Consider the following 23,340-nt stretch of genomic DNA (forward strand, 5'->3'; position numbering starts at 1 on the left):
TGGTTAGCTTATTACTGATAGGTTCACTGCCCTTGCGAATGCTGACTTAGGCATAACAAAAAAACGCATATCCCCGTTATATCTTTCAAAATATAACGAAAAGGCCTATTTTGAAATTAGTACTTTCAGTAGCTCGCTATCGGCTTTTGGTGCTCGGTGCAGCCACCACTACGCTGGGGCTTGTAGCCGCTAGCGCGCCAGCGGCTTATGCCCAAAGCCCTAGGGTGCCCCGCCCGCCCGTGCGCCAAGACACGCTACACACCGACCTCAACGAGGTGGTGGTGTCGGCCTCGCGGGTGGAGGAGAGCTTTTTGCAGTCGCCCGTGACAGTAGAAAAGCTCAACCCGCGGGCCATTCGGCTGTCGGCGGCGCCGTCGTTTTTCGATGCCATCGAGAACCTGAAGGGCGTGCAGGTTATCACGCCCAGCTTGGGGTTTAAGGTGATAAATGCCCGGGGCTTCACTAACACGACGAATGTGCGCTTTGCCCAACTCGTGGATGGGGTGGATAACCAAGCGCCCCACATCGGCGGGCCCATCGGCAACGTGCTGGGGCCAAGCGACCTCGACATTAACACGGTGGAAGTGGTGCCGGGCACCGCCGCCGCGCTCTACGGCCTCAACGCTATCAATGGCCTAGCCAATTTCACGACCAAAAACCCATTTGACTATCAAGGCCTGAGCGTGCGCCAGCAAACGGGTGTCAACCACCTCCACGACCCCAACGTGAAGACATTTGGGGAGGGCGGCGGCTCCTCGACCAGCTACTCCGAAACCAGCCTGCGCTATGCCAAGGTGCTGCTGGCCGACAAGCTGGCCTTCAAGGTGAACGCCACCTACCTACGGGCCTTCGACTGGATAGCCAACGACCAGACCGACATCAACGGCCAGGGCAATGCTACCACCGGCCTCTTCGGAGCCGACAACCCAGCTCGCGACCCGGTGAGCAGCTACGGCAACGAGTCGTCGGACCGCTCGACGCTGACCCTAGGCGGCAAGCAGTACGCGGTGGCCCGCACCGGCTACAACGAGCGCGATTTGGTGGACTATAACATCCGAACGCTCAAGGCCGATGCCGCGCTGCACTACCGCTTTCGGCCAGGCGTGGAGCTGGCCTATACCTACCGCGTAGCGGGCTTCGACAACGTGTACCAGCGCTCGAACCGCTTTCGGCTGCAAGACTACCGCTTGCAGCAGCACGCTCTGACCCTAACTACGCCCGTGGTGCAGGCTCGCGCCTACCTTACCGCCGAGAACACCGGCCGCAGCTACAACCTGCGCTCGATGGGCGAGAATATTGACCGTAGCTATAAGCCCGATGCTACTTGGAACGCCGACTACACTAGCGCCTGGAACGCCGCCACCGCTGGCGGAGCCAGCGTAGCGGCCGCCCACGCTACGGCTCGCCAAGCCGCCGATGCCGGCCGCCTCCAGCCCGGCACCGAGGCCTTCAACCAGCGCCTGAGCCAGCTGCAAAACATCAACAACTGGGACCAGGGCGCCGCCCTGCGCGTGCAAGCCAAGCTGCTGCACGGCGAGGCCCAGGTGAATATTGCGGAAGCCCTGCGCCGCAGCGGCAAATCCTTGACGGACAAGCTCGACCTGCTAGCCGGCGCCGACCACCGCACGTACATCGTGGTGCCCGATGGCAACTACTTCGTGAACCCCGAGCCGGGTAATGACGCCCTAGGTGATAACCTCACGTACTCCAAAACCGGGGGCTTTGTGCAGGCGGGCGGCCGGCTTTTCCAAGAGAAACTGCGCTTGACGGCCACGCTGCGGGTCGATAAGAATGACTACTTCAACGTGAAGTTTAACCCGCGCTTCACGGCCGTGTACTCGCCCACGCAGCGCCAAAACTTTCGCCTCAGCTACCAGGGCGGTTACCGCTTTCCGAGCTTGTTTGAGGGCTTCTCAAACGTGAACAGCGGTCAGGTAAAGCGCATTGGCGGGCTGCGCGTGATGAGCGATGACGTATTTGAAAACAGCTACACCCGCGCCAGCATCGACGCGTTTAATAACCAAGTAACGGCTGCCGTTAACGCTAACACCTCTTCGCAAACCACCGCCCAAAAGCGGGCCGCCGCCATCCTGGCCAACCAGGGCACTTTGCAGAAAAACCCCTACACCTACATGAAGCCCGAGTACATTAAGTCGCTCGAAGTGGGCTACAAAGCGGCGTTTGGGGAAGGTGGTAGGCTGCTGGTCGATGTCGATTTTTATTACAACTCGTACCGCGACTTTATCGCCCAGGTCGAAGCCTACGTGCCCATCGCCACGGCCAACGCCATCAATTCGCCCCTGCGCGACCCGCAGCAAGCCAACTACTTACCTATTACGGGCGACAATAACCTGAATGCCGTGGCCACCGCCCTCAACACCCGCGCCACCCAGGCCCGCTACCGCCTCTGGACCAATTCGCGCAGCCAGGTATACAACTACGGCGGCTCGGCGGGCCTACGCTACAACCTAGCCGGCGGCTACTTGCTGGGCACCAACGCCACCTACACCCGCCTCGACCGCACCGAAAACGGCGACGGCCTCGAAGACGGCTTCAACACCCCGCGCTGGATGTACAACCTGAGCCTGGCTAACGAAAACGCCTACCGCAACTTCGGCTTCGGCTTGAATTTTCGCCACCAAGTCAGCTACTACTCGCAGACCTTTCTGGTCAATGGCGACGTGCCGGCCTATAGCACGCTCGATGCCCAGCTCAGCTATCAGCTGCCGCCCGCGCCCCAGGTGCGTCTCAAGCTCGGGGCCAGCAACGTACTCAACCAGTACTACGTGAGCTACCTAGGCGGTCCCAGCGTAGGCGGTCTCTACTACCTCACCGTGACGTACGGGCTGTAAGGTTCTTTTATCTGGTTTAAAACCGTCTGTCATGCTCCGCAAGCGGACGCCAGATGAGCATGACAGCTGTTGGTTTGCGCAAACTATTTGCCGGCAATAACGATTACTAGCGGTATGTCTACTTTCTCTCCTGCTGAGCGCCAGCGCTACCGCCGCCACCTCCAGCTCGCTGAAATTGGCGAGGCGGGCCAAGAACGCCTGCGCCAGGCGCGGGTGCTAGTAGTGGGTGCCGGTGGCCTAGGCTGCCCCATCTTGCAATACCTAGCCGCCGCCGGCGTGGGCACCCTAGGGCTGGCCGATGCCGACCAAGTAGAGCTGACTAACCTGCCGCGCCAGATTTTGTACGGCCCCGCCGACGTAGGCCAGCCTAAGGTGGAAGCCGCCGCCCGCGCCCTAGGTCGCCTCAACGACCTCGTAACGTATGAAGTGCATCGCGTACGCGTGAGCCCCGACAACGTGCGCGAGTTAGTGGCCGCCTACGATGTGGTAGTCGATGGCTCCGACAATTTTCCGACCCGCTACCTGCTCAACGATGCCTGTGTGAGTTTGGGCAAGCCGCTGGTGTCGGGCGCTATCTACAAGTTTGAGGGGCAAGTTTCGGTGTTCAATTACCAAGGCGGCCCTACCTACCGCTGCCTCTTCCCTGAGCCGCCGAGCGCTGCCGAAGCGCCCGACTGCAATACCACCGGTGTGCTCAATGTGCTGCCCGGCCTCATCGGCACGGTGCAGGCCACCGAGGCGCTGAAAGTAGTCCTAAGCCTCGGCGACGTGCTCAGCGGCCGGCTCTGGATACTCGATACGCTCAGCTTTCAAAACCGCACGTTGCGCTTCAAGCGCGACGCCGTGCAGAGCATTATCAACCTCGACACGGCTAATCCCGCCGATTATATCGACGCCAGTTGTGCGCCCACCCCGGTTAATAGCTTGCTCACTAGCAGCGAACTGCGGGCGATGCTAGCCGCGCCCGAGCCCCCGCTACTGTTCGATGTGCGCAACCCGCTGGAGTACCAGCGCCGCCACCTGCCGGGCGCTGTGCTGCTGCCGCTGCCTCAACTCGCCGACCGCGCCGCCGAGGTGCCGCGCCAGGGCCCGGTAGTGGTGTACTGCCAGAGCGGTGTGCGCAGCGCCCAAGCCGTGGCCCTGCTCCAGAGCCTAGGCTACGACAACGTGCGTACCCTCAGCGGTGGAATAGAAGAGTTTTGAGTTAATTGTTAGTGAGTTCTCTAGCATGGCCTTCACAAAGTCATGCTTCGCTGCGCGCTGTATGACAAACGCACTTTTTTGCAACTTTCTAAGGCAGCTTTAATACCTAGGTACTCGCAACTGACAACTATCCATCCCCGTTATTCCCAACCTTATATAACGGTATTGGGTTAAAATGAATGAAAACCCCCACTTCGCGTTTAGGGTAGTACATAGCCTGGCAATCCCAGGCTTCTTTAGGTTTCCGCATGAGTAGTTTTTCCACGCCCACCCCGTTACTAGACGCCCACGGCCGGCCCCTGGAATACCTGCGCCTAGCCGTAACCGACCGCTGCAACCTGCGGTGCTTCTACTGCATGCCCGAAGAGGGTATCAAATACATGCCTAAGCACGAGCTGCTTAGCTATGAGGAAATGCTACGCTTGGTCAGCATCATGACTGGCCTGGGCGTGCGCAAGGTGCGCCTCACTGGTGGCGAGCCCTTTGTGCGCCGCGACCTGGTGCCTTTCATGGAGCGCCTAGCCGCGATACCCGGCATCAACGACCTCAGCCTGACGACCAATGGCGTGCTCACCGCGCCGCATGTGCCCACTATGGCCCGCATCGGCGTGAAGGCTGTCAACCTCAGTCTCGACACTCTAGACCGGCAGCGCTTCTTCGACATTACGCGGCGCGACGAGCTGCCGCAGGTCATGCGCACGTTTCATGCGCTGCTCGATGCCGGTATTCAGCTCAAAATCAACGCCGTGGTGATGAGCGACCGCAACATCCAGGACCTAGTGCCGCTGGCCGAGCTCACTCGCGAGCTGCCCGTAGAGGTGCGCTTCATCGAAGAAATGCCCTTCAACGGTGGTAGCCACGTGGCCACGCCCGAGTCGCTGCCCTGGAACCACCGCCGCATCAGGCAGCACCTGGAAGCCCACCTAGGGCCGTTGGTGCCCGCCCACGCCGGGGCCGGCGCCACTGCCGACGAGTACACCGTGGCGGGCCACGTGGGCCGCATTGGCATCATTGCAGCGTACTCGCGCACCTTCTGCGGTACCTGCAATCGCCTACGCCTCACGGCCGAAGGCGGTATCAAAACCTGCCTCTACGACCAAGGCGTGCTCGACCTGCGCGCCCTGCTACGCGGCGGCTCCTCCGACCTGGAAATTGCCGAGGCCCTAGGTCAGGCCTTTTACCACCGCGCGGCCAATGGCTTCGAGGCTGAGCGCCAGCGCCCCGTGCATCAGCTCAACTTCGAGAGCATGGCCACGATAGGCGGCTAGCTTTTATCTGAAATACTTGTTGCTGTGAATATTAACATTGCTCTTTTTGGCATTGCCCGCGAGATAGTAGGGCAGTCTTCTCTGACCCTAAACGCCCCCGTTGGCCAATCGGCTGCCGGGCTGCTCGCCGACCTGCGCCACACCTACCCCGAGCTAGCGGGCCTGCGTAGCCTCGCCGTAGCGGTCAATAATGAGTACGCTGCCGACGACGTGGTGCTGCACGAGCGCGACGAAATCGCGCTAATTCCGCCCGTAAGCGGGGGTTAAGACATTGGTTATTACCCATTCAAACGTTTGTCATTGCGAGCGCAGCGCAGCAATATTTCCTTCTCGTTAGCTGACGTAAGCGAGGCTGCGTAAGGAAAGATTGCTTCGCTGCGCTCGCAATGACAAACGTTTTTTACTCCTTCTTTATACAGAATGCAAATCGACCTCACCGACCAGCCTATTGACGTAGCGGCCGTGCTAGCTGCCGCCGAGTCGGAAGAAGCCGGGGCCGTCAATGCCTTTATCGGTACGGTGCGCAACCGTAGCGAGGGTCGCCGCGTGGTGCGCCTGCACTACGAGGCCTACCCGCCCATGGCCCTGCACCAGCTACGCCGCGTGGCCGAGATGGCCCAGGAAAAGTGGCCCATGCTGCGCAAAATAGCCGTATCGCACCGCCACGGCACCCTCGAAATCGGCGACGTGGCCGTAGTAGTGGCCGTGTCCACGCCCCACCGGGCCGACTCATTCGCCGCCTGCGAGTACATTATTGACACCCTGAAGGAAGTCGTACCCATCTGGAAGAAAGAGGAATACGAAGACGGTACCGTGTGGGTGGCCGCCCATCCCTAGGTACCTCAGGCGTCGGCCTTAACTGATAAGGCGATAGCCTGTTGAGCGTCAAGGGCAGCTAGGCGGCTCATTAGCGCAGCGCGCACGTCGGCGTAGGTATCAGGGCCGAGCGCTAGGCGCAGGGGGGCCGGGTGCTGGCTGGCCGAGTCGAGCATGGCCTGCGCTATTTTATCGGCATCGTTGGGGATGGGAAAGTCGCCGTTGAACAAGCCCCGGCGCACATGGCCGGCTGGCGTTTGGTCGTATTCGGGCATAGCGGGGGCGCTCACTAGGCCCGTGCCGAAGCCGGTGGGCGTGGCGCCGGGCTCCACAATAGTAACCTCGATATTGAAAGGCGCCACCTCCTTGGCCACCGTCTCAACAAAGCCCTCAATGCCCCATTTGGTGGCGTGGTAAAGGCTAAAATTGGGATAAGTCGTTTGGCCGCCCGCCGATGATACCTGCATGAGCCGGCCGCCACCCTGCGCCCGCAGGTGCGGCAGCGCCGCCCGAATGAGCTGTATCGAGCCGATGAGGTTGGTATCAATCTGGTGGCGAATCTGCTCGTCGGTTACTTCTTCGGCGGCGCCAAACAGACCGTAGGCCGCGTTACTCACAACCACGTCGATGCGCCCTAGGTCGGCAAAAGCGGCATCAACTACCTGGCGAATGGCGGGGGTATCGGTAAGGTCGAGCACGGCCACCCAGAGGCGGTCGCCGTACTGCGCCTTTAGGCCGTCGAGAGCGTTGGGCTGGCGCACAGTGGCGGCTACCTGGTCGCCGCGCTGCAATAGTTTTTCGGTGAGCAGGCGCCCGAAGCCGGTCGAGGTGCCCGTGATGAACCACGTTTTCATGAGGGAGAACTAGGAGTGAAGCCCATCAGGAAAGCTGTTTCCCGAAGGCGCTGCAAAGGTCTCCTAGGTTGCCAGGGCCCGGCTAATACGATTCAAACGGATACTGACCCCAATCAAACTGCGCGTAGCGACGACGGTGAACAATGGGCGTATTTGCGGAATAAGCGGGTAAAATGCGTTGGCTCCTCGAAGCCCAGGCAGTAGCTGATACTGGCAATGGGCCAGTCGGTGTGCCGCAGCAAGGTGCGAGCTTCCTGTACCAAGCGCTCGGCCAGCAGCTGCGTGGTGGTTTTGCCAGTAGCGGCTTTCAGGGCCCGGTTGAGGTGATTAACATGCACCGCCAGGGCATCGGCAAAGGCCTGGGGCGTGCGCAGTGCCAGCCGGCGCGCGGGCGTGATGATGGGGTACTGGCTCGCCAGCAGCGAGCCAAAGGCCGCCGCCAGCCGGGTAGCGGCCGTAGCGCCGTGCGGCTCGGCCACGGGCTCCAGCTTCAGCGCCCCGTGGATGCACTCCATCAGGTAGTGGTACAGCAGTTCATACTTATACGGGTAGTTTGAGGCCTGCTCGGTCAGCATCTTCTCGAACAGCTCGCTAAACGCCGTAGCCTGAGCGGCCGTGAGACGAAAGAAAGCCGGCTTGTCGGGCGCAAACACGGCCCAATCGGCGGGCCGCAGGTGCGTGTGGGCGGGCAAAAACGCTTCGGTGAATACACAGCAGTAGCCCCGGCACGCGCCGTCGGCGGGTACTTCCCAGGTATAGGGCACCTGCGTGTTGGTGCACACCAGCGCTGGCTCGCCGGGGGCCAGCGTCAAGCGCTGGTCGGCGCAGAGGTAGGTGCCCGGCCCAATAGTGAGGGTTATTTTGTAGAAATCCTTGCGGCTGTACACGCCCACCAGCGCCATATCGGCCAGGAAATCTTCGAGTCGCCACGCGCTAAATGCCCCGCCTCGCAGGCCATTGGGCTGGAGCAGGGGCAGCCGGTCGGCGTAGAACTCCGCTAAGGTTTGAAGCCCAATCATGACGCAAAAGAACTACCTAGTAGCAACGCCGCAACGCGGCGCGGCAGCACCCTAGGGCACACTAGTCGGTGTGCCGAAAATCGGACTTGCCGCCTGTTTTTTCCAGCAGTCTGATTTCTTCAATCACAATGTCGTGCGACATAGCCTTGCACATATCGTACACAGTAAGCGCCGCCACCGAGGCGCCGGTCAGGGCCTCCATCTCGATGCCGGTTTTGCCGGTAACGCGGGCGGTGCACTCAATAAGCAGGCTGTCGGGCTGCACGGCCTCAATGGTGATTTGGCAATCGTCCATACCTAGGGGGTGGCAGAGGGGGATAAGGTCGGCCGTTTTCTTGGCGGCCATCACGCCCGCGATAATGGCCGTTTGAAACACCGGGCCTTTGCGAGTGGGTAGGTCGCCGGCTTGCACCAGCGCCAGGATGTCGGCCCCGAGGCGTACGCGGGCACGGGCACGGGCCAGGCGCGCCGTCATGGCCTTCGGGCCAACGTTGACCATAGCCGGCTGGCCGGCGTCGTTGAGGTGGGTGAGCTTGGGGGCTAAATCGGACATAAACACGGCGTAGAGTTGCGGCAAAGTACGCAGCCTACCGGGCGGTAGTTAGCCCGCGGCAGGCCGAAAGGCCACCCGCAGCGTGTGGCGTTGCCCCGCCGCCGCATAGCTGTAGGTAACCGCAAAGCCATAGTAGGCACCTATTTGCTGCACAATGCTCAGGCCCAGGCCCGGCGACTCGGCGGCGGCGTGGTGCTTACGAAAGCGCTCAAAAAACCGGCTGGGGTTGCCGTCGATGGCCGGGCCGGGGTTACTGATTTCGAGCGCCTCGGCACTGAGGCGCACCGTGATGTCGCCCCCCAGCTGGTTGTGCTTGATGGCGTTATAGAGTAGGTTATGCAACAGCGAATCGGCCAGGCCGGGGTGCATAGCCTGCACCGGCGCCTGCTCCACGTGCCGATGCAGGCGCAGCTCGCGGGCCTCCAGTAGGGGCGCCAGCTGGTCTACTTTTTCATCGAGCACAGCGGCCAGGTCGAGGGGCTGGGCCTCGGCAAATTGCCGGTTTTCAATCTTGCTAAGCAGCCCTAGCGCTTGATGCAGGCGCGAGAGGCGGCGCGTGGCTCCGTAGAGGTCGGCCAGGAGGGGCGCGGCAGTAGGGTCGTCGCCCAGGGCGGGCACTTGCAGCAACTGCTCTAGCTGGGCCTGCATGATGGCCAGCGGCGTTTGGGTTTCGTGGGCCGCGTTGGCCGTGAACTCGCGCAGGCTCTCGTAGTCGGCCACTAGGCGCTCGCTCAGGTGAGTCACGGCCAAGTTGAGTTCGGCAAATTCTTCGATGCGCGGCCTAGGTAGGGCCAGTGGCCGGTGCTGCTGCAAATCGTAACGGCGCAAGACGGCCAGCGTGTGGTAGAACTGCCGCCACAACCGCTCGCTTAGCCACCGATTGAGCAGCAATACACTCAACATCAGCGTTACTAGCACCCCCAGCATGATGCCCAGCACTACGGCCAGTAAATCATTGGTTTCGACCAGCGACTTGCGCAGCGTCACCCACTTAGGCTGGCCTTGGGAGTGTAGCCGAAAGGTAAGCTGCCGGTGCGGCACCCACGTGCGCTCGTAGGGGTCGGGCAAAATAGTATCGACCAGGCCTAGGGGCCGCGGCCGGGCACTCACCACAAACTGGTCGGCAAAAAGGGACGACACCAGTGGCTGCCCGGCTTGCACCAAGACTTCGATTTTGCGTTGGTGCAGGCCCAGCTGCTCATCTACCTCGTGGCGCAGCGCCGCATTTACGCCGTAGTATAGCGCCCCGCTCGCCGCCGCAAACAGCACCGCCACCAAGGCCAAATAGTAGCGATTGGTGGCGGCGAGAAGCTTCATTTAATGGGTGATTAGGTGGGTAAGCAGTGGCACAAGCAGGCGGTTGTCCTTGCAGAGCAACGCTGCAAAGCAAGTATGTATGCTTGCCTGGGTCACTGCCTGCTACTCGCCACTGAGCTTATAGCCAACGCCATACATAGTCCGAATATAATTATCCGCGCCCTTTTCCTGCAGCTTTTTGCGCAGGTTTTTGAGGTGGGTATAAATGAAGTCGAACGAGTCGGCCGCGTCTACAGCATCGCCGCAGAGGTGCTCGGCAATGGCTTCTTTGGTGAGCACCCGGCCGGGGTTGGCTAGCAGGTACAGCAGCAGGTCGTACTCCTTGCGCGTGAGGGTGAGGGCCTCGCCGTGCACCAATACCTCGGCCCGCTCGGGCCAAACGAGCAGGTCGCGAAACACAATGTGGTGCTGCCCCTGAAATTGCCGCCGCCGAATGATGGCCCGCAGCCGAGCATTGAGCTCCGAGAGGTGAAAAGGCTTGATGAGATAGTCGTCGGCCCCTAGGTCGAGGCCCGACACCCGGTCTTCGAGCGAGTCGCGGGCGGTTAATACCAGCACACCCGCGGCTGGATTTTCGGTCTTGAGGGTGCGCAGCAGGTCGAGGCCGTTGCCGCCGGGCAGCGTCAGGTCGAGCAGCACACAGTCGTAGCGGTAAAGCCTAATTTTTTCGTGGGCTTGCGCAAAGTCGGGCGCTACCTCAACCACGTAGCCGCCCTGGCGCAGCGACTCCAGGAGCGTGCTGCGTAGGGCCGGCTCATCTTCAATAAGCAATAGTTTCATGGGCAGGGTGGGTGGGAAGGGAAGGGTTGACCGTGTGAAAAACGGCAGGAAATCTGAAGGTTTCTTGTAGTATATACTTATTTCCTTCATCTCCCTTTCTACACCTCGCCCGTGCCTTGGCTACTTAGGCCGCCAGGTTATGGTCAGGCCTGGCGTGTTGCCGTAGAAGGTGGGCACCACGCCTACATCGCGCCCAATAGCCTTGCGCCCCCAGCGGTTGCGGTGGGTGAGGTAGGCCAGGTGAGCCGACAAGATGCCAAAGCCCGCACCCGCCACCACGTCGCTCTGCCAGTGCTTATCTACCACCATGCGTAGCACGCCCACGCCGGTGGCCAGCGTATAGGCCCCAATGCCGTACCACTGACTTTTGTCGCGCAGTTCGGTGTGCACAATGCTGGCCGCCAAAAAGGCCTGCGCCGTGTGCCCCGACGGAAACGACAGGTTATCAGAGCCATCAGGCCGCTCTTCGTGGCTGATGGCCTTCACTAGGAAGGTGCTAGTGAGCATGATGGCCTCGCTCTTAGCAATGATGAGCAAGACATTGACCCGGTCGTTGCGCGACTGCACCCCGGCCAGCGCCACGGCCCCTAGCTCGAGGTAGGGCGCAAAAATGAGGTAGTCGGCAATACGGCTGTCGCTTTTAGGAAACAGCCGGTGAATGTCACGCCGGGCCTCCTGGTTGGTGTAGAAGCCGCCCCCGTTGAAGGTGTAGGCGCCATAGCCGATGAGCACCGCCGGCACGATGGCCGCCTTGAAGACCTTGCTCTTAAAAAACGGCTGCTTAACGGGCGCGGGCACGCCTCCCGGGTTTTCGTATTTGTGCGTGGTATCGGCCGCGGCCGGGGTAGCCGGGTTGAGTGGCACCTGGGCCTGGGCAACCGGAGCCAGCCCTAGCCAGATACTCAGCACCAGTGCGCACGATACTCCCCACGAGCGACGCGCGCGGGCAGCTATTGAAGTAGTAGTAGAGGACATGCCGCCCTCTACGGTAAAACAGCGCTCGCCTTTGCGCTGCTGCTTATAAAAGAACCACTACCTAGGCAATAGTTTTTGATTATGAATTAGTTAAAATATCCTAGCCGAGTAACTGCCGCCGCGAACTAGTACCATAGGCTCGGCCAGATAGCCAGAAGTGGCAGCTGCCACAAGCGCCCTAGGTGCCCGCTAGCGGCGTGCCCGCAGCTGCCGAGCCCGTAAGGCGGAGCTGGAAAAAGGCCCCCGGCTGGTTGGCCACCTTCACTTGCCCGCCCAGTTGCGCACTCAGCGCCAGGATGAGTTGCTGGCCAAACGACCCTTCGGCTTTTTGCCACTGCCCCGGCGCGATGCCAGGGCCGTTGTCTTCTACCTCTAGCAGCAGCCCCGGCTGGCCATCGGCCGCGCCGAGCAGCAACACGCGCAGCCAGGGCCGGGCCACGCTGGCGTAGGCGTGCTTAAGCGCATTGGTTACTAGCTCGTTCAGAATGAGACCTAGGGGTACTGCGCGCTCTACTTCCAACGTGGGCAAGTCCAGCGTCAGCTCGAGCTTAATACTATCTTCCTCGAAGCCGTAGGTGGCCAGCAGATTATCGAGGAGGGTAGTGAGGTAGGGGCGCATGTCGACGCGGGCCACGTCGGCAGTTTGGTACAGGTGCTGGTGCAGCAGGCCCATGGCCTCCACGCGCTGCCGGCCTTCGCGCACGGCGCGGGCGGCGCGCGCATCGGTAAGGCTGCCCGACTGCAAGTTGAGCAGGCTGCTAACGATGGCCAGGTTGTTCTTGACGCGGTGGTGCAGTTCACGCAGCAGCAGGGTCAGGTGGTTGGCCTGCTCTTGCAGCTGGTGGTGGTTTTCGCTAACGGTCTGGTTGGTGATGCGCAGCTGGGCATTGGCCTGCCCTAGGGCACGATATTGCCAGCCTGTCACGAGCAGCAGCGCCGATAGAAGCCCCAGGCCCAGGCCGAGCGCCCCGAGCTGCTGCTGCCGCTGCGTATTGAGCTGGTTGAGCGCCCGGATGCGGGCCTGCTGCTTCTGAAGGCGGTAAGCTGCTTCGATGCGGGTTACGGCCTGCGTTTTTTCTAGCCGGCCCAGTTGGTTTTCTACCCGCTGCTTTTCTTCGAGTAGCGTGTTGGCCTCGCGGTACCGGCCGGCCGCCTGGTAGGCCAGGTAGGCCGCTTCGAGCGAGTTGCTGAGGCGGTGCGGGTCGCCGCTGGCGCGGCCCAGGGCCAGGCAGCTATCGGCGGTGGCGAGGGCCGAGCCTAGGCGGCCCTGCTGCCGGTAGGCCCAGCTAAGCTGACGATAGGCGTGCTCCAGGCTGTTGCGGTTGCGGTTGGCACGGTGCAGTGCCACCGCCCGTCGAAAATAGCCGATGGCAGTGGGTAGGTTGTGGTCGAAGTCCATCAGCAGCTGCCCATAGTTGGCGTAGGCTACTCCCAGCATGGATGGGGTAGGATGGTAGCGGTGCTCAAGCGCGATGGCCTGCTGGTAGCAACTGCGCGCCGAATCGGGCTGGCGCAGGTCGCGATAAATGATGCCCTGGCTGAGCAGTGCCGTCACTGTCCCAACTGGGTCGTGGGCCTGCCGGGCCACCGCCAGCGAGCGGCTGGCCAGGGCCAGTCCTTTGCGGGTGAGCAGCGTTACCTTCTGCGCATCGCCTAGGCGCTTGTAGGTCTGGGCGTTTGTATTCAATGCCGCAGCTACCCCGGGCAACTGGTGCTGCGCCTCAAACAGCATCAGGGCGCGCTGGCCATACGCGAGGCTAGAGTCGAACTCGCTGCGATTGCGCAGCGCGATGCCAAGCTGCAAGCAGCTCTGGGCTGTGCCGTAGGGATAGCGCAGGCGCTCGCTGGCGCGCAGCAGCTGTCGGCTTAGCACCAGCGCCGAGTCGTTGTGGCGCAGCTGTAGCTGCTTGGCCAGGGCCAGCTGGGCCCGCACCTGCGCCGTATCGGCCGGGGTGCCCTGGCGCGGCTGCCCGGCAGCGGGCCAGCCGGCCAGCAGCATCAAGCAACTCCCTAAGCTTGCTACGTACTGAATTAGAGTTTGCTGCGCCACGTCGTGCAAGTGATGGCCAGCAGTGAGGCCGACTATCCTTCGTCAGCGAAAGTATGCGGTTTGCGCAAGCGCCGGCGCACAATGGCAGCCAATGGTCGGCTGGGAGTAGTGAACAACGCTAGGTGGTAAGCCGAGACTTGCCGCTGGCTCCTGACTTAGCGAAACAGGAACTGCCGGAGAAAGGCCTCGCGGTATTGCCGGCTCAGTGGCACTACTTGGCCATCTACGGTAAGCTCGGTATCGGAAAAGCGCTCGACGCGCTGAATATTAACTGCAAACGAGCGGTGCACCCGCACCAATTGCCCAAACGACAAGCGCTCGAGCACCGCCCCTAGGGTAAGGCGCAGGGCGTGGCGCCGGCCAGCCGTGCGCAGCGAGGTATAGGTATTGTCGGCCTCTAGCAAGATGATGTCATTCAGCTGGATACGCACAAACTCGCTGGCATCCTTGATGAACACGTAATCGCCGCGCTGCAAAATGGTATCGCGGGTGAGGGCCTCGTGGCTGGCGGCCGGCGGCACGGGCCGCGCCACGCTGTGCAGCGCCAGGGCCAGGGCCGCCCGCAGGCTAGCCACCGATACGGGCTTGGGCAGGTAGGCGGCGGGGCTGGTGGTGAGGGCCCGGTCGAGGGTGGGCTGGTCGGCCAGGGCCGAGAGGTAAACCAGCGGCAAGGGGCGCAAGGCCAGCAGCTGCCGGGCGGTTTCGATGCCATCCCAGGGGCCTTGCAGGTGAATGTCGCATAGCACGCCCCCCACTTCGGGGTGCTGGCGCAGCAGTTCCAGGGCCTGCGGGCCAGTGCTAGCGATACCCACTACCTCATAGCCTTCGGCTCGAAGGGTAGCACGCAGGTCGAGGGCTAGTACGGCCTCATCCTCAACAAGTAGCAGCGAAATAGGAGTGGGCATAGGGTGCAGCAGCGGTAGGTGGGCAAAGGGGTACTGCGAAGCTACGCACGAAGCCGCCCGCCCGACACTCGCATACCACGCGGGCTCCGTTCACTTACCATCTAGCGCTGTCCACTACGTTCCGTTGGCCTTAGACCAAGGCGGCGCCAATTTCGAACAACTAATCTGTCTTGGCAGCTTCTGGTTTTTTCTTGGTTTGCTGCTACCGCCACCCACCACGCACTATGAAAACAAACGAACATCACCCTAGCCAGCCTGGCAGTGCCAACCAGGCCGGCGCTAGCCGCGGGCCCACCGGCCGCCGTGCTGCCCGGCCAATGGTGGCCAGCCCCTCACCGCGCAGCAGCACCCTAGGTAGCCTAGGGCCAGCTTATGCTCTTTAAACACAAGACGTTCTGCTTCTACGCCAGTACAGCAAGCTTACGTTATGTTATCGATGTTACTCTCATACTTGCTACGCGGCGGCGCTGTCGCGGGCTGGGGAAGAGGCCGAGCACTAGCCGGCGTCCTACTGCTGAGCAGTGGCGCGGTGTGTGCCCAGGTAGCGCCAGCGCAGCCCCCCGCGGCCAAGGCGTCGGGCACCCTGCCAGCGGCCCAGGTCGAAGAAGCACTGCGCCTGCTGCTCCGCGCCGATTCTACCAACCAGCTGCGGGCCCGCGGGCCCGAGTCGGCGGGCCTGGTACTCGACCAAACGATTACCAAGTTAGGCCGCGATTTTTTTGACATGTTCTACGTGACCTTTGAGCCCCCGGCCGGCAGCACCGACTATACCATCGCCATTACCGAGCGGCCCGGCCGCATTGGGTCGGCCCTGGTGGCGCTCACGGTAAATGACGTGGACCTGTTCGAGATTCCGCTCTCGCCGCAATACGAACAAATGATGGCCGTCGCGGCCGAGGCCGTAGCCGCCGCCCAGAGCCAGCTGCTCGAAAACCAACGGGTAAGCCGCCAGCTCGAAGCGGGCCGGCGGGCACCACTCGAAACGTTCTGATTCGCCCTTCTTTTCTCCCACCCTCGCTCTTTCTCTTTCAGCCTATGAAACTGCTTTACTTCTTTTTTCTGCTAGTCGCCAGCGCCTTACCACGCCTGTGCGCCGCCCAGGACTTTGTGTATGAGCCTAAAAACCCGGCCTTTGGGGGCGGCAATACCTTCAACTACTCGTGGCTGCTGAGCGCGGCCACAGCCCAAAACACTACCGCTGACCCCAGCACCACCCAGCAAGCTACCAACCCGCTCAACCAGTTTTCGGCCAATCTTAACCAACAAGTGCTGTCGCAGCTGACCAGCCGGCTCATCAGCTCGCAGTTTGGGCAAGGCGCCATCAAGGCGGGGTCGTACAACGTAGGGGGCTACCAGGTGCAGGTGACGCCCGGCAGCAATGGCATTGTGGTGGTGGTGACTGATACCGGCAACGGCAACCAAACCACCGTTACTATTCCGAACGGCCTCTAGGCAGCTCGCCCATCGCCTTCGCCATGAGCACCTTTCGAGGACTTGCTCTCATCCTGCTATTGAGCTGGGTGGGGGGGTGCATTCCGTACATGCACCAGCACCTACTCGCGCCCCAGCCCGCCCGGCTGGGCGCCGAGCTGAACCGCAACGAGCACTGGCGCCAACTACCCGCCCCGAGCGAACGCACGGTAGTGGCCGTGTATAAGTTTCGGGACCAAACGGGACAGTATAAGCCGCAAACCAACGGCTCCAGCTTCTCGACGGCCGTGACGCAGGGGGCCACCAGCATCCTCATCCGGGCCCTAGACGAGTCGGGCTGGTTTGAGCCCATCGAGCGCGAAAACATCGGTAACCTCTTGAACGAGCGCAAGATAATTCGCTCGACCCGCGAGGAGTTTTCGCAGCAGACGGGCCGGCCGCAGCCAGGGCTAGCGCCGCTGCTATTTGCGGGCATCATCTTGGAGGGTGGCATTATTTCTTACGACTCCAACATCATTACGGGGGGTGGGGGCCTGCGCTACTTTGGGGCGGGGGCCTCGGGCCAGTACCGACAAGACCGCGTGACGGTGTACCTGCGGGCCATCAGCACCAGTTCGGGGCGCATTTTTCGCACGGTCTACACCTCCAAAACCATTTTGTCCCAGCAAGTCGATGCGGGGGTGTTTCAGTTCGTCAGCTTCAAGCACCTGCTCGAAACCGAAACCGGCTTTACCTACAACGAGCCCAGCGAAATGGCCGTGAAGGAAGCCATCGAGAAGGCCGTGCAGGCCCTCATCTACGAGGGATTCAACGACCACCTGTGGTCGCCGCGCGACACCGCCGAGCAGCACGGGCCCGGTCGCCAGGCCTACCTGCGCGAGAAGTCAACCAACCTAGACATCGATGTGCTGGGTCGCGAAACCTACCCCCGGCGCCCAAATCTTAGCATTGGCCTGAGCGGCGCCTTGCAGCACTACGTGGGCGACTACAGCAGCGGCCTGAACCGGCCGGGGCTAGAAGCCTCGTTGCGCTACCGCCTAGGTGATGCTACGAGCTTGTTTATAAACGCAGGCCGGGGTCAGCTGGCGGCGGGCGCTGGTGGCCAAGCCTTTAGTCAGACCTTTAACTATGCGGAGGCTGGCTTGCTGCTGCGGCTGCTGCCGCAAGATGTCCTGACTCCCTACCTGCTGGCGGGCGGCGGCCTCACGGGCCGCACCCGACCTACTGCCGAGCAGCCGCGACTGCTACCACACCTGCTAGCTGGGGCCGGGGCCGAATATCTGCTCACGCCGCACCTAGGGCTCAATGTGGGCCTCGACGTGCACTACTATCTGAGCGACCAACTCGACGGGCTGGCGACGGGCAGATACAACGATTATTACTTGGCCGGACGGGCTGGCATCAGCCTATACCTAGGTCGGCAACCCCGCCGCAACGCGCAAGCGCGCTAGGCCTCAGTGGCCTTTTTAACGTCGAATCTGATGCATCATGTTTTATAACAAAAACGTGTCAACGCATAGCTTTTAGATTTAAGAATAGGGAATAAATTCAGAGATTCATTAACTGAACTTTTTAAAGTTATCAGTCAATACCTTATTGGCTTTTACCGACAAAGTACAAGTGTTTCAAATAATAAAATACTTGTTAATAAACCTCTTATGTCCTTATTATAGATATTTAAAATTAGTCTTCAATTATATCAGGCATGATATTAAATTGTATTTTTCAAAGCAAAATCTTTATTTACTACTGTTACAAAAAGAAATTTATATAAATGTTTATCTATTATAAAAATAGAACTTGACAAAGATATTTTGAGACTATAATTTTGTTTCGTTCTTCCGGAGAGAGCACCACCACCCACCCTTTTTCACCCTTTTTTAAGTACGCTCATGAAAACGATTAAGACTCTTGCCATCCTCGCCAGCGGCGTTCTATTTGCCGGGGTTGCCCACGCCCAAAACTTCACGCAGCCGGCCTTGACCGGGCCTGGCTCGCTCAACATCAAAGCAGCGCCGACTACCAGCACCACGGCAGGCCCCTACGACCGGGCAGGCTACGCCAACCAGTCGTATGTAGAGCAGACAGGTAGCAACCAATACAGCAAAGTGGACCAGGCCTGGCGGAACGGCAATGCTGGTGGCAACTCGGCTAACCTGATTCAGGCACGGAATTCGGGCAACATGGAGATGCGCGCCTTTCAAGACCAAACCAATATTGCTACGGGTAAGGCTGGCGGCAATGCGATGTACCTAGAGCAGCGCGGCGATGGCGACGTAGCCGCTCAGTACCAGTACGGCTCCGACACCCGCGGCAAGATTGTGCAGCGAGGCTCTGATAGAGAATCAGCTTTCCAAAGCCAGACCGGCTATAGCAACGATGCCGAAATCACGCAAACCAGCAACGCTAACGTGGCGCAGCAGGTGCAGCGCAGTAATGGCGGCAATGCCCTCTCGGGCCACGACAACTACGTGCGCACGACGCAGGGCGGCATTGGCTATAACTGGAGCGTGACCGACCAGCGGGGCTCGAATAACACGGCCATCGTGACGCAGCAATAAGTTACCTCCTGCAGCAGGCCCGGCTAAGGTAGCTGGGCCTGCTTTGCTGGGGGCATCCCTACCTACTCTTTCTCTACTGAGCTATGAAAACATCCTTCTTTTGGCTGGCCACAAGCTTGCTGTCTTGGCCCCTGCTAAGCGCCCAGGCCCAAACGCCAACCCTAGGGGAAGGAACCGCGCAGCAGCTGGCCGAAGCCCTAGGGCCCGACCAGTTGCTGCACGTGCGGGCCGGCGCCGACCAGCGCAACACGGCCTCGCTGCTGCAAAACGGGACCGGCAATACCGCCACCCTTTCCCAAAGCAGCCTCAACCTGCCAGCCAACCAGGCCTACATCGTGCAGGTGGGCACTACCAATGAGCTGAACCTCTTGCAGCAAGGCAGCGCCAACCGCACCAACTACACCCAAACCGGCAACGGCAACCAAGGCATGCTGGGCCAGTACGGCACCGCCAACACCCTGGAAGGCAGCGTAACCGGCAACCAAAACGTCATAAACCTCACTCAGGATGGTAGCAATAACCAGATTAGAAGTGAGGTAGCTGCCAGCAACCGCCAGTACAACCTGAGTCAGATTGGCAGCAACAACAGCATTACGCAGCGCGAAACCACTCCTTCGGCGCAGCCGGGCTACAGCATTGAGCAGCGGGGCAGCAACATGCATATCACCGTTGAGCAAGGCCGGGGCTTACCGGGCGTGCCATAGCGCTGAGCCCTTACGCACCAGTCCTACCTTTTCTTCCCTTTCCTTGCTATGATACGTCCTTTACTTGCCTTGCTGCTAGGGGCTGCCAGCGCGCCCTGGAAAGGGCTGGCCCCCTGCGAAGCCCACCTCGTGGTGACGCGCCAGCCACAGCAGCTACTCGTGGCTAGCGGCGTGTGCCGCAGCCTACTGGGCCAGCCGGCCCGCTACCAATACCAGCTGGTGGCCGAGCGCTGGGGGCGCAGCCGCAGCCGCAGCAGCCAGGGCGGCACCATCGAGCTAGGTGCCCACCAGGAGGCGCAGCTGGCCCAAACGACGGTGAACCTTGGCCCCACCGACCACTACCTGCTGCGACTGCGCGTGTACGACGCGGCCGGCCAGCTGGTAGCCCAAGACTCGGTGCGCCAAGCCCCCTAAGGCTGGGATAGGTATTCGCACCTCCTGCCGGCTTTGTACGCTCCTACCTTCTTATGAAAACTGCACTGCGGCTACTTGCCGCCTGGGGATATTTTTGGGTGTTGGCCGGGCTGGGTGGCTGCGAGCCCGTTACGGTAGAGCCCACCTCCTACGGCGAGCTGGTCGTAACGGTGCTCGACTCGGGCTCGGGCCAGCCGCTGGCCAATACCGGCGTAAGCACCAGCCCCGCCTCGGGCTCCTTCGTCACGGATGCGCGCGGCCAGGCTACACTGGCCCAGGTGCCGGCGGGCACGCTGGCCGTGTCGGCGCGCCGCAACAACTACACCACCCTGACTACCAACGTCACCGTGACGGCGGGCAGCACGCAGGCCATTACGCTGCTGCTCGATAAGGCCACGGCCGCCGCCCCGCCGGACCTGCCGGCGCGCCCTACCCCCGCCTCGGGGGCCACTGGTCAGCCTACTACCGTTACGCTGAGCTGGCACCCCACCGGCGCCACCAAAAGCGACTCGCTGACCTACGATGTGGCGCTGTTTGAAGGCAACGCGACCGCCCCACGCCTGCTGCTCAGCAATAGCCGCGACTCAAGCGTAGTGGCCACGGGCCTACGCTACGGCACTATTTATTTCTGGCAAGTGACGGTGCGCAAGCCCAACCCTGTGAGCGGCGGCAATGCCCTGACTACCCTAGGCCGGGTGTGGAGCTTTCAGACCAGCCCATTTCCTGATAACCGCTACGTGTACGTGCGCACCGTGAACGATATTACCGACATCTATTCGTCTGACGCGGCGGGCACCAGCGTCGTGCAGCTCACGCAGGGCCAAGCCGTAGAAGCCGCCCCGCAGTTTAACCCCAGCCGCGACCTCATAGCGTATGCTTCTAACGCTACTGGCCAGTGGCAGCTTTATACCATGAACCTCGATGGTACCGATAAGCAGCGCATCACGACCCTTTCGGCGGAGGGCTACAGCAACAATGGGGTAGGCTACCGCTGGTCGCCCGATGGGGCACAGCTCATTTATGCGCACTACAACCAGCTTTATCGCATCAACCGCGACGGCACGGGCCTGACGCTGCTGGCTACGGCCCCGGCCAACCGCCACTTCCGCGAGTGCGACTGGACGGTGCAAAACGGGGGCCGCCTGGTAGTGCAAACCATTGGCAGCAACGTGTTTGACAGTGAGCTGTACTTGCTCAACGTGGATGGTTCTAATTCGCAGCTATTACTCGGCAACCTGCCCGGCCGCCTCGATTCGCCGAGCTTCAGCACCGATGGCCTGAGCGTAGCCTATACTCACGATGCCGCCGGCTTTAATGACCCGGGCGGGCGGCAGCTCGATGCGCGCGTGTACACCCTAGGTCTTACTGCGGGTGCCACTCCGGTAGATGTGTCGGGCACTGCCACGTCCACGGCCGGCCAAGGCAAGCCCCTAGGTACCAATGACCTGCTGCCTCGCTATTCGCCCACTAGCTACAGCTTCATCTTCGTGAACGTCCCCAACGATAACCGCAGCATCCCCCAGGTGTGGACTATGAGCTTGGACGGCCGTTCGCGCACGCAGCTCTTCCAAAACGCTACCCAGCCCGACTGGAAATAACCCAACGCGTGCCAAGCTGCTACATGCGGATAAAAGAAAAGGCCGTCTTCGTTAAGAAGACGGCCTTTTTAGTAGCGGGGACTGGACTCGAACCAGTGACCTTTGGGTTATGAGCCCAACGAGCTACCAACTGCTCCACCCCGCATTGTTTGGGAGTGCAAAGGTAGGATGAAACTCTGGAATGGCAAGGGCTTGGGTAAAAAAACCGATGTTATTAGCATTTATACCTGATTAACAAGGCCTTTATTTTTCATCAAGCCCGAGCCAATACATTGCTAGGCGCGGTCACTGGTGGTTTTTACTAGGTTGATGCCGGCAAAAAAGAAGATAAGGCCAACGGCAAAGGGCACAATAGAATTCATCTTGCCTAGGTGCAGGCCGCCGATGCCCAAGAAGCCTAGAGCCCCGAGAATGATACCAATGATGCCGAGCACGGTGAGAATGCTGCCGAAAGTGCGTTTCTGGTTCATGTAATGAAGAAATGAAAGGTGTTGAAAGGGAAGTGTAGGCAAGCCGAAAGCGGCAATAGGCCTGATACGGATGTTTGAATTAAAAGTGCTGGGTTAGCGCCGCTACTGTGCGGCTAAGCGCCCTGAACCTTACCTAGGATCCATGCGGTTAGGCCACGCCACCCACTGCCCGCGCACCTTGGGCATCGGTGGGCAACCGGGCTAGTAGCCAGCTTTCTTAGCAATATTTGCTAAGGATTTTTTACTTTATCTGGTATGTCGCCCAAACGCCCGGCCGCGCTGGCTTTCATCTTCCTCACAATTCTCATCGATGTTATTGGGCTGGGAATCATCATTCCTGTTATGCCCACGCTCATCGAGCAGCTCACAGGCGAGGGCGTGAGCCAGGCGGCTCGGTATGGGGGCTACTTGTCCTTTGCCTACGCGGCCGCGCAGTTCTTCTTCGCGCCCGTAATGGGTGGGTTGTCCGACCGCTTTGGGCGGCGCCCGGTGCTACTAGCTTCGCTGCTTGGCCTAGGGTGCGATTATCTCTTTCTAGCGCTGGCACCTTCCTTAGGGTGGTTATTTGTGGGGCGGGTAGTGGCGGGCATCACGGGGGCGAGCTTTACCACTGCTACTGCCTACATTGCCGACGTGAGCCCGCCTGAAAAGCGTGCGCAGAATTTTGGGCTCGTCGGCGCGGCCTTTGGGTTAGGCTTTATCGTAGGGCCGCTGCTCGGCGGTTTTTTCGGCGATTTTGGTCCGCGAGTGCCTTTTATAGCGGCGGCCGGCCTAAGCTTATTTAATTTTTTATACGGGCTGTTTTTGATACCCGAGTCGCTGCCAGCTGGACAGCGCCGCCCCTTCGAGTGGTCACGCGCAAATGCCCTAGCTTCATTGCTGCGGCTCAGAAACTACCCGCAAATAGTGGGGCTAGTGGCTGCCTTGGTGCTGTTGTACCTGGCTGGCTCAGCCACGCAGTCGGTCTGGACGTTCTATACCATACTCAAGTTTGGCTGGGGCCTCAAGCTCATCAGCTACTCACTAGGCGTAGTGGGGGTAGGGGCCCTGGTGGTGCAAGGCGGCTTGGTACGGGTAGCTATTCCACGGCTGGGGGCAGCGCGCTCGGTAGTAATAGGCATGCTTTTTTATATTGCTGGTTTTGTGCTATTTGCGATAGCCAGCCGGGGCTGGATGATGTTTGCCGTCACTGCAGTGTATGCGCTTGGAGGGTTAGCTGGGCCCGCCATGCAAGGAGCCATTTCGAGCCAAGTTCCTTCTACTGAACAAGGCGAGCTACAAGGCACCCTTACTTCGCTCATCAGTGCTACCGGCGTAGTGGGCCCACTACTGATGACCAGCCTGTTCACCTTTTTTACTAGTAAGGCAGCGCCCCTGTACTTTCCAGGCATGCCCTTCCTATTGGGGGCCGTCCTGACCCTGCTGGCGCTGCTGGTGGCCGCTAGCACGCTGCGCCGGCTGCCCACCGATGCGGCCGTGGTGGTGCCAAGCCCAGCCGAAGCACACGGCTAAGCAAAAATATTTTAAGGTTAATAAAAGCCCTTGCCGTGCGTGGCAAGGGCTTTTTTAT

Annotated in this window: 23 protein-coding genes and 1 tRNA gene; 14 read left to right on the forward strand and 10 right to left on the reverse strand. The window is 60.6% G+C overall.

The window, feature by feature from the left end:
- Positions 1 to 110: 110 nt before the first annotated feature.
- From JAO77_RS11225 to JAO77_RS11245, 5 genes are all read left to right on the forward strand, one after another.
- Positions 111 to 2,852, forward strand: coding sequence for a TonB-dependent receptor (locus JAO77_RS11225; protein WP_235998386.1), 2,742 nt, complete (start codon positions 111 to 113; stop codon positions 2,850 to 2,852).
- 114 nt (positions 2,853 to 2,966) lie between these two features.
- Positions 2,967 to 4,055 carry a HesA/MoeB/ThiF family protein gene (gene moeB, locus JAO77_RS11230; RefSeq protein ID WP_198990482.1) on the forward strand — a complete coding sequence of 363 codons (1,089 nt, stop codon included), beginning with the start codon at positions 2,967 to 2,969 and terminating at the stop codon, positions 4,053 to 4,055.
- Between the two features lie 248 nt (positions 4,056 to 4,303).
- Complete coding sequence (gene moaA / locus JAO77_RS11235) at positions 4,304 to 5,323, forward strand: GTP 3',8-cyclase MoaA (protein ID WP_198990483.1); 1,020 nt, start codon at positions 4,304 to 4,306, stop codon at positions 5,321 to 5,323.
- A 24-nt stretch (positions 5,324 to 5,347) separates the two neighbouring features.
- A complete protein-coding gene (locus JAO77_RS11240) occupies positions 5,348 to 5,590 on the forward strand; it encodes a MoaD/ThiS family protein (RefSeq protein ID WP_198990484.1) in 243 nt (80 codons plus the stop codon).
- A gap of 153 nt (positions 5,591 to 5,743) precedes the next feature.
- Positions 5,744 to 6,160 carry a molybdenum cofactor biosynthesis protein MoaE gene (locus JAO77_RS11245; RefSeq protein ID WP_198990485.1) on the forward strand — a complete coding sequence of 139 codons (417 nt, stop codon included), beginning with the start codon at positions 5,744 to 5,746 and terminating at the stop codon, positions 6,158 to 6,160.
- A gap of 5 nt (positions 6,161 to 6,165) precedes the next feature.
- Here the strand turns inward: JAO77_RS11245 and JAO77_RS11250 are convergent, their stop codons facing one another.
- From JAO77_RS11250 to JAO77_RS11285, 8 genes are all read right to left on the reverse strand, one after another.
- Positions 6,166 to 6,993, reverse strand: a complete 828-nt coding sequence (locus JAO77_RS11250; protein WP_198990486.1) for an SDR family oxidoreductase — start codon at positions 6,991 to 6,993, stop codon at positions 6,166 to 6,168.
- A 113-nt stretch (positions 6,994 to 7,106) separates the two neighbouring features.
- Entirely contained in the window at positions 7,107 to 8,012 is a 906-nt protein-coding gene (locus JAO77_RS11255) for a helix-turn-helix domain-containing protein (protein WP_198990487.1), read from the reverse strand.
- Positions 8,013 to 8,073: 61 nt separating this feature from the next.
- Positions 8,074 to 8,565, reverse strand: coding sequence for a cyclic pyranopterin monophosphate synthase MoaC (gene moaC, locus JAO77_RS11260; RefSeq protein WP_198990488.1), 492 nt, complete (start codon positions 8,563 to 8,565; stop codon positions 8,074 to 8,076).
- A 48-nt stretch (positions 8,566 to 8,613) separates the two neighbouring features.
- Positions 8,614 to 9,882: a sensor histidine kinase gene (locus JAO77_RS11265; RefSeq protein ID WP_198990489.1), complete on the reverse strand. Its 1,269-nt coding sequence runs from the start codon at positions 9,880 to 9,882 to the stop codon at positions 8,614 to 8,616.
- Positions 9,883 to 9,984: 102 nt separating this feature from the next.
- Positions 9,985 to 10,662, reverse strand: a complete 678-nt coding sequence (locus JAO77_RS11270) for a response regulator transcription factor (protein ID WP_198990490.1) — start codon at positions 10,660 to 10,662, stop codon at positions 9,985 to 9,987.
- 120 nt (positions 10,663 to 10,782) lie between these two features.
- Positions 10,783 to 11,637: a phosphatase PAP2 family protein gene (locus tag JAO77_RS11275; protein WP_198990491.1), complete on the reverse strand. Its 855-nt coding sequence runs from the start codon at positions 11,635 to 11,637 to the stop codon at positions 10,783 to 10,785.
- 178 nt (positions 11,638 to 11,815) lie between these two features.
- Positions 11,816 to 13,636 carry a sensor histidine kinase gene (locus JAO77_RS11280; RefSeq protein ID WP_235998421.1) on the reverse strand — a complete coding sequence of 607 codons (1,821 nt, stop codon included), beginning with the start codon at positions 13,634 to 13,636 and terminating at the stop codon, positions 11,816 to 11,818.
- 206 nt (positions 13,637 to 13,842) lie between these two features.
- A complete protein-coding gene (locus JAO77_RS11285) occupies positions 13,843 to 14,592 on the reverse strand; it encodes a LytTR family transcriptional regulator DNA-binding domain-containing protein (protein WP_198990493.1) in 750 nt (249 codons plus the stop codon).
- Between the two features lie 224 nt (positions 14,593 to 14,816).
- On the opposite strand from JAO77_RS11285, the gene JAO77_RS11290 reads away from it, so the two are divergent.
- The 8 genes from JAO77_RS11290 to JAO77_RS11325 all read left to right on the forward strand — a co-directional run bounded on the left by JAO77_RS11290 (position 14,817) and on the right by JAO77_RS11325 (position 21,300).
- Positions 14,817 to 14,975: a hypothetical protein gene (locus JAO77_RS11290; RefSeq protein WP_198990494.1), complete on the forward strand. Its 159-nt coding sequence runs from the start codon at positions 14,817 to 14,819 to the stop codon at positions 14,973 to 14,975.
- A gap of 44 nt (positions 14,976 to 15,019) precedes the next feature.
- Complete coding sequence (locus JAO77_RS11295; protein ID WP_198990495.1) at positions 15,020 to 15,583, forward strand: CsgE family curli-type amyloid fiber assembly protein; 564 nt, start codon at positions 15,020 to 15,022, stop codon at positions 15,581 to 15,583.
- 44 nt (positions 15,584 to 15,627) lie between these two features.
- Positions 15,628 to 16,044, forward strand: a complete 417-nt coding sequence (locus tag JAO77_RS11300) for a curli assembly protein CsgF (RefSeq protein ID WP_198990496.1) — start codon at positions 15,628 to 15,630, stop codon at positions 16,042 to 16,044.
- Between the two features lie 23 nt (positions 16,045 to 16,067).
- A complete protein-coding gene (locus tag JAO77_RS11305) occupies positions 16,068 to 17,474 on the forward strand; it encodes a CsgG/HfaB family protein (protein ID WP_198990497.1) in 1,407 nt (468 codons plus the stop codon).
- Positions 17,475 to 17,915: 441 nt separating this feature from the next.
- A complete protein-coding gene (locus JAO77_RS11310; RefSeq protein WP_198990498.1) occupies positions 17,916 to 18,584 on the forward strand; it encodes a hypothetical protein in 669 nt (222 codons plus the stop codon).
- A gap of 83 nt (positions 18,585 to 18,667) precedes the next feature.
- Positions 18,668 to 19,288 carry a hypothetical protein gene (locus JAO77_RS11315; protein WP_198990499.1) on the forward strand — a complete coding sequence of 207 codons (621 nt, stop codon included), beginning with the start codon at positions 18,668 to 18,670 and terminating at the stop codon, positions 19,286 to 19,288.
- 48 nt (positions 19,289 to 19,336) lie between these two features.
- Complete coding sequence (gene csgH, locus JAO77_RS11320) at positions 19,337 to 19,702, forward strand: curli-like amyloid fiber formation chaperone CsgH (RefSeq protein WP_198990500.1); 366 nt, start codon at positions 19,337 to 19,339, stop codon at positions 19,700 to 19,702.
- A gap of 53 nt (positions 19,703 to 19,755) precedes the next feature.
- Positions 19,756 to 21,300, forward strand: coding sequence for a carboxypeptidase regulatory-like domain-containing protein (locus tag JAO77_RS11325; RefSeq protein ID WP_198990501.1), 1,545 nt, complete (start codon positions 19,756 to 19,758; stop codon positions 21,298 to 21,300).
- Positions 21,301 to 21,372: 72 nt separating this feature from the next.
- On the opposite strand, the gene JAO77_RS11330 is transcribed toward JAO77_RS11325, so the two are convergent.
- Positions 21,373 to 21,445, reverse strand: a tRNA-Met gene (locus JAO77_RS11330).
- Positions 21,446 to 21,575: 130 nt separating this feature from the next.
- Positions 21,576 to 21,770, reverse strand: coding sequence for a hypothetical protein (locus JAO77_RS11335; RefSeq protein WP_198990502.1), 195 nt, complete (start codon positions 21,768 to 21,770; stop codon positions 21,576 to 21,578).
- Positions 21,771 to 22,025: 255 nt separating this feature from the next.
- Between JAO77_RS11335 and JAO77_RS11340 the strand changes: the two genes are divergently transcribed.
- Positions 22,026 to 23,282 (forward strand): TCR/Tet family MFS transporter, encoded by a 1,257-nt coding sequence (locus JAO77_RS11340; RefSeq protein WP_198990503.1) that lies wholly within the window; start codon positions 22,026 to 22,028, stop codon positions 23,280 to 23,282.
- Positions 23,283 to 23,340: the final 58 nt, after the last annotated feature.

The organism is Hymenobacter sp. BT559, from assembly GCF_016427535.1.
Classification (GTDB): domain Bacteria; phylum Bacteroidota; class Bacteroidia; order Cytophagales; family Hymenobacteraceae; genus Hymenobacter.

Coding starts and splice junctions, on each gene's coding strand:
- moeB (WP_198990482.1), top strand. CDS start 2,967: ATGTCTACTTTCTCTCCTGCTGAGCGCCAGCGCTACCGCCGCCACCTC.
- moaA (WP_198990483.1), top strand. CDS start 4,304: ATGAGTAGTTTTTCCACGCCCACCCCGTTACTAGACGCCCACGGCCGG.
- JAO77_RS11245 (WP_198990485.1), top strand. CDS start 5,744: ATGCAAATCGACCTCACCGACCAGCCTATTGACGTAGCGGCCGTGCTA.
- JAO77_RS11250 (WP_198990486.1), bottom strand. CDS start 6,993: ATGAAAACGTGGTTCATCACGGGCACCTCGACCGGCTTCGGGCGCCTG.
- JAO77_RS11255 (WP_198990487.1), bottom strand. CDS start 8,012: ATGATTGGGCTTCAAACCTTAGCGGAGTTCTACGCCGACCGGCTGCCC.
- moaC (WP_198990488.1), bottom strand. CDS start 8,565: ATGTCCGATTTAGCCCCCAAGCTCACCCACCTCAACGACGCCGGCCAG.
- JAO77_RS11265 (WP_198990489.1), bottom strand. CDS start 9,882: ATGAAGCTTCTCGCCGCCACCAATCGCTACTATTTGGCCTTGGTGGCG.
- JAO77_RS11270 (WP_198990490.1), bottom strand. CDS start 10,662: ATGAAACTATTGCTTATTGAAGATGAGCCGGCCCTACGCAGCACGCTC.
- JAO77_RS11275 (WP_198990491.1), bottom strand. CDS start 11,637: ATGTCCTCTACTACTACTTCAATAGCTGCCCGCGCGCGTCGCTCGTGG.
- JAO77_RS11280 (WP_235998421.1), bottom strand. CDS start 13,636: ATGCTGCTGGCCGGCTGGCCCGCTGCCGGGCAGCCGCGCCAGGGCACC.
- JAO77_RS11285 (WP_198990493.1), bottom strand. CDS start 14,592: ATGCCCACTCCTATTTCGCTGCTACTTGTTGAGGATGAGGCCGTACTA.
- JAO77_RS11290 (WP_198990494.1), top strand. CDS start 14,817: ATGAAAACAAACGAACATCACCCTAGCCAGCCTGGCAGTGCCAACCAG.
- JAO77_RS11295 (WP_198990495.1), top strand. CDS start 15,020: ATGTTATCGATGTTACTCTCATACTTGCTACGCGGCGGCGCTGTCGCG.
- JAO77_RS11300 (WP_198990496.1), top strand. CDS start 15,628: ATGAAACTGCTTTACTTCTTTTTTCTGCTAGTCGCCAGCGCCTTACCA.
- JAO77_RS11305 (WP_198990497.1), top strand. CDS start 16,068: ATGAGCACCTTTCGAGGACTTGCTCTCATCCTGCTATTGAGCTGGGTG.
- JAO77_RS11310 (WP_198990498.1), top strand. CDS start 17,916: ATGAAAACGATTAAGACTCTTGCCATCCTCGCCAGCGGCGTTCTATTT.
- JAO77_RS11315 (WP_198990499.1), top strand. CDS start 18,668: ATGAAAACATCCTTCTTTTGGCTGGCCACAAGCTTGCTGTCTTGGCCC.
- csgH (WP_198990500.1), top strand. CDS start 19,337: ATGATACGTCCTTTACTTGCCTTGCTGCTAGGGGCTGCCAGCGCGCCC.
- JAO77_RS11325 (WP_198990501.1), top strand. CDS start 19,756: ATGAAAACTGCACTGCGGCTACTTGCCGCCTGGGGATATTTTTGGGTG.
- JAO77_RS11335 (WP_198990502.1), bottom strand. CDS start 21,770: ATGAACCAGAAACGCACTTTCGGCAGCATTCTCACCGTGCTCGGCATC.
- JAO77_RS11340 (WP_198990503.1), top strand. CDS start 22,026: ATGTCGCCCAAACGCCCGGCCGCGCTGGCTTTCATCTTCCTCACAATT.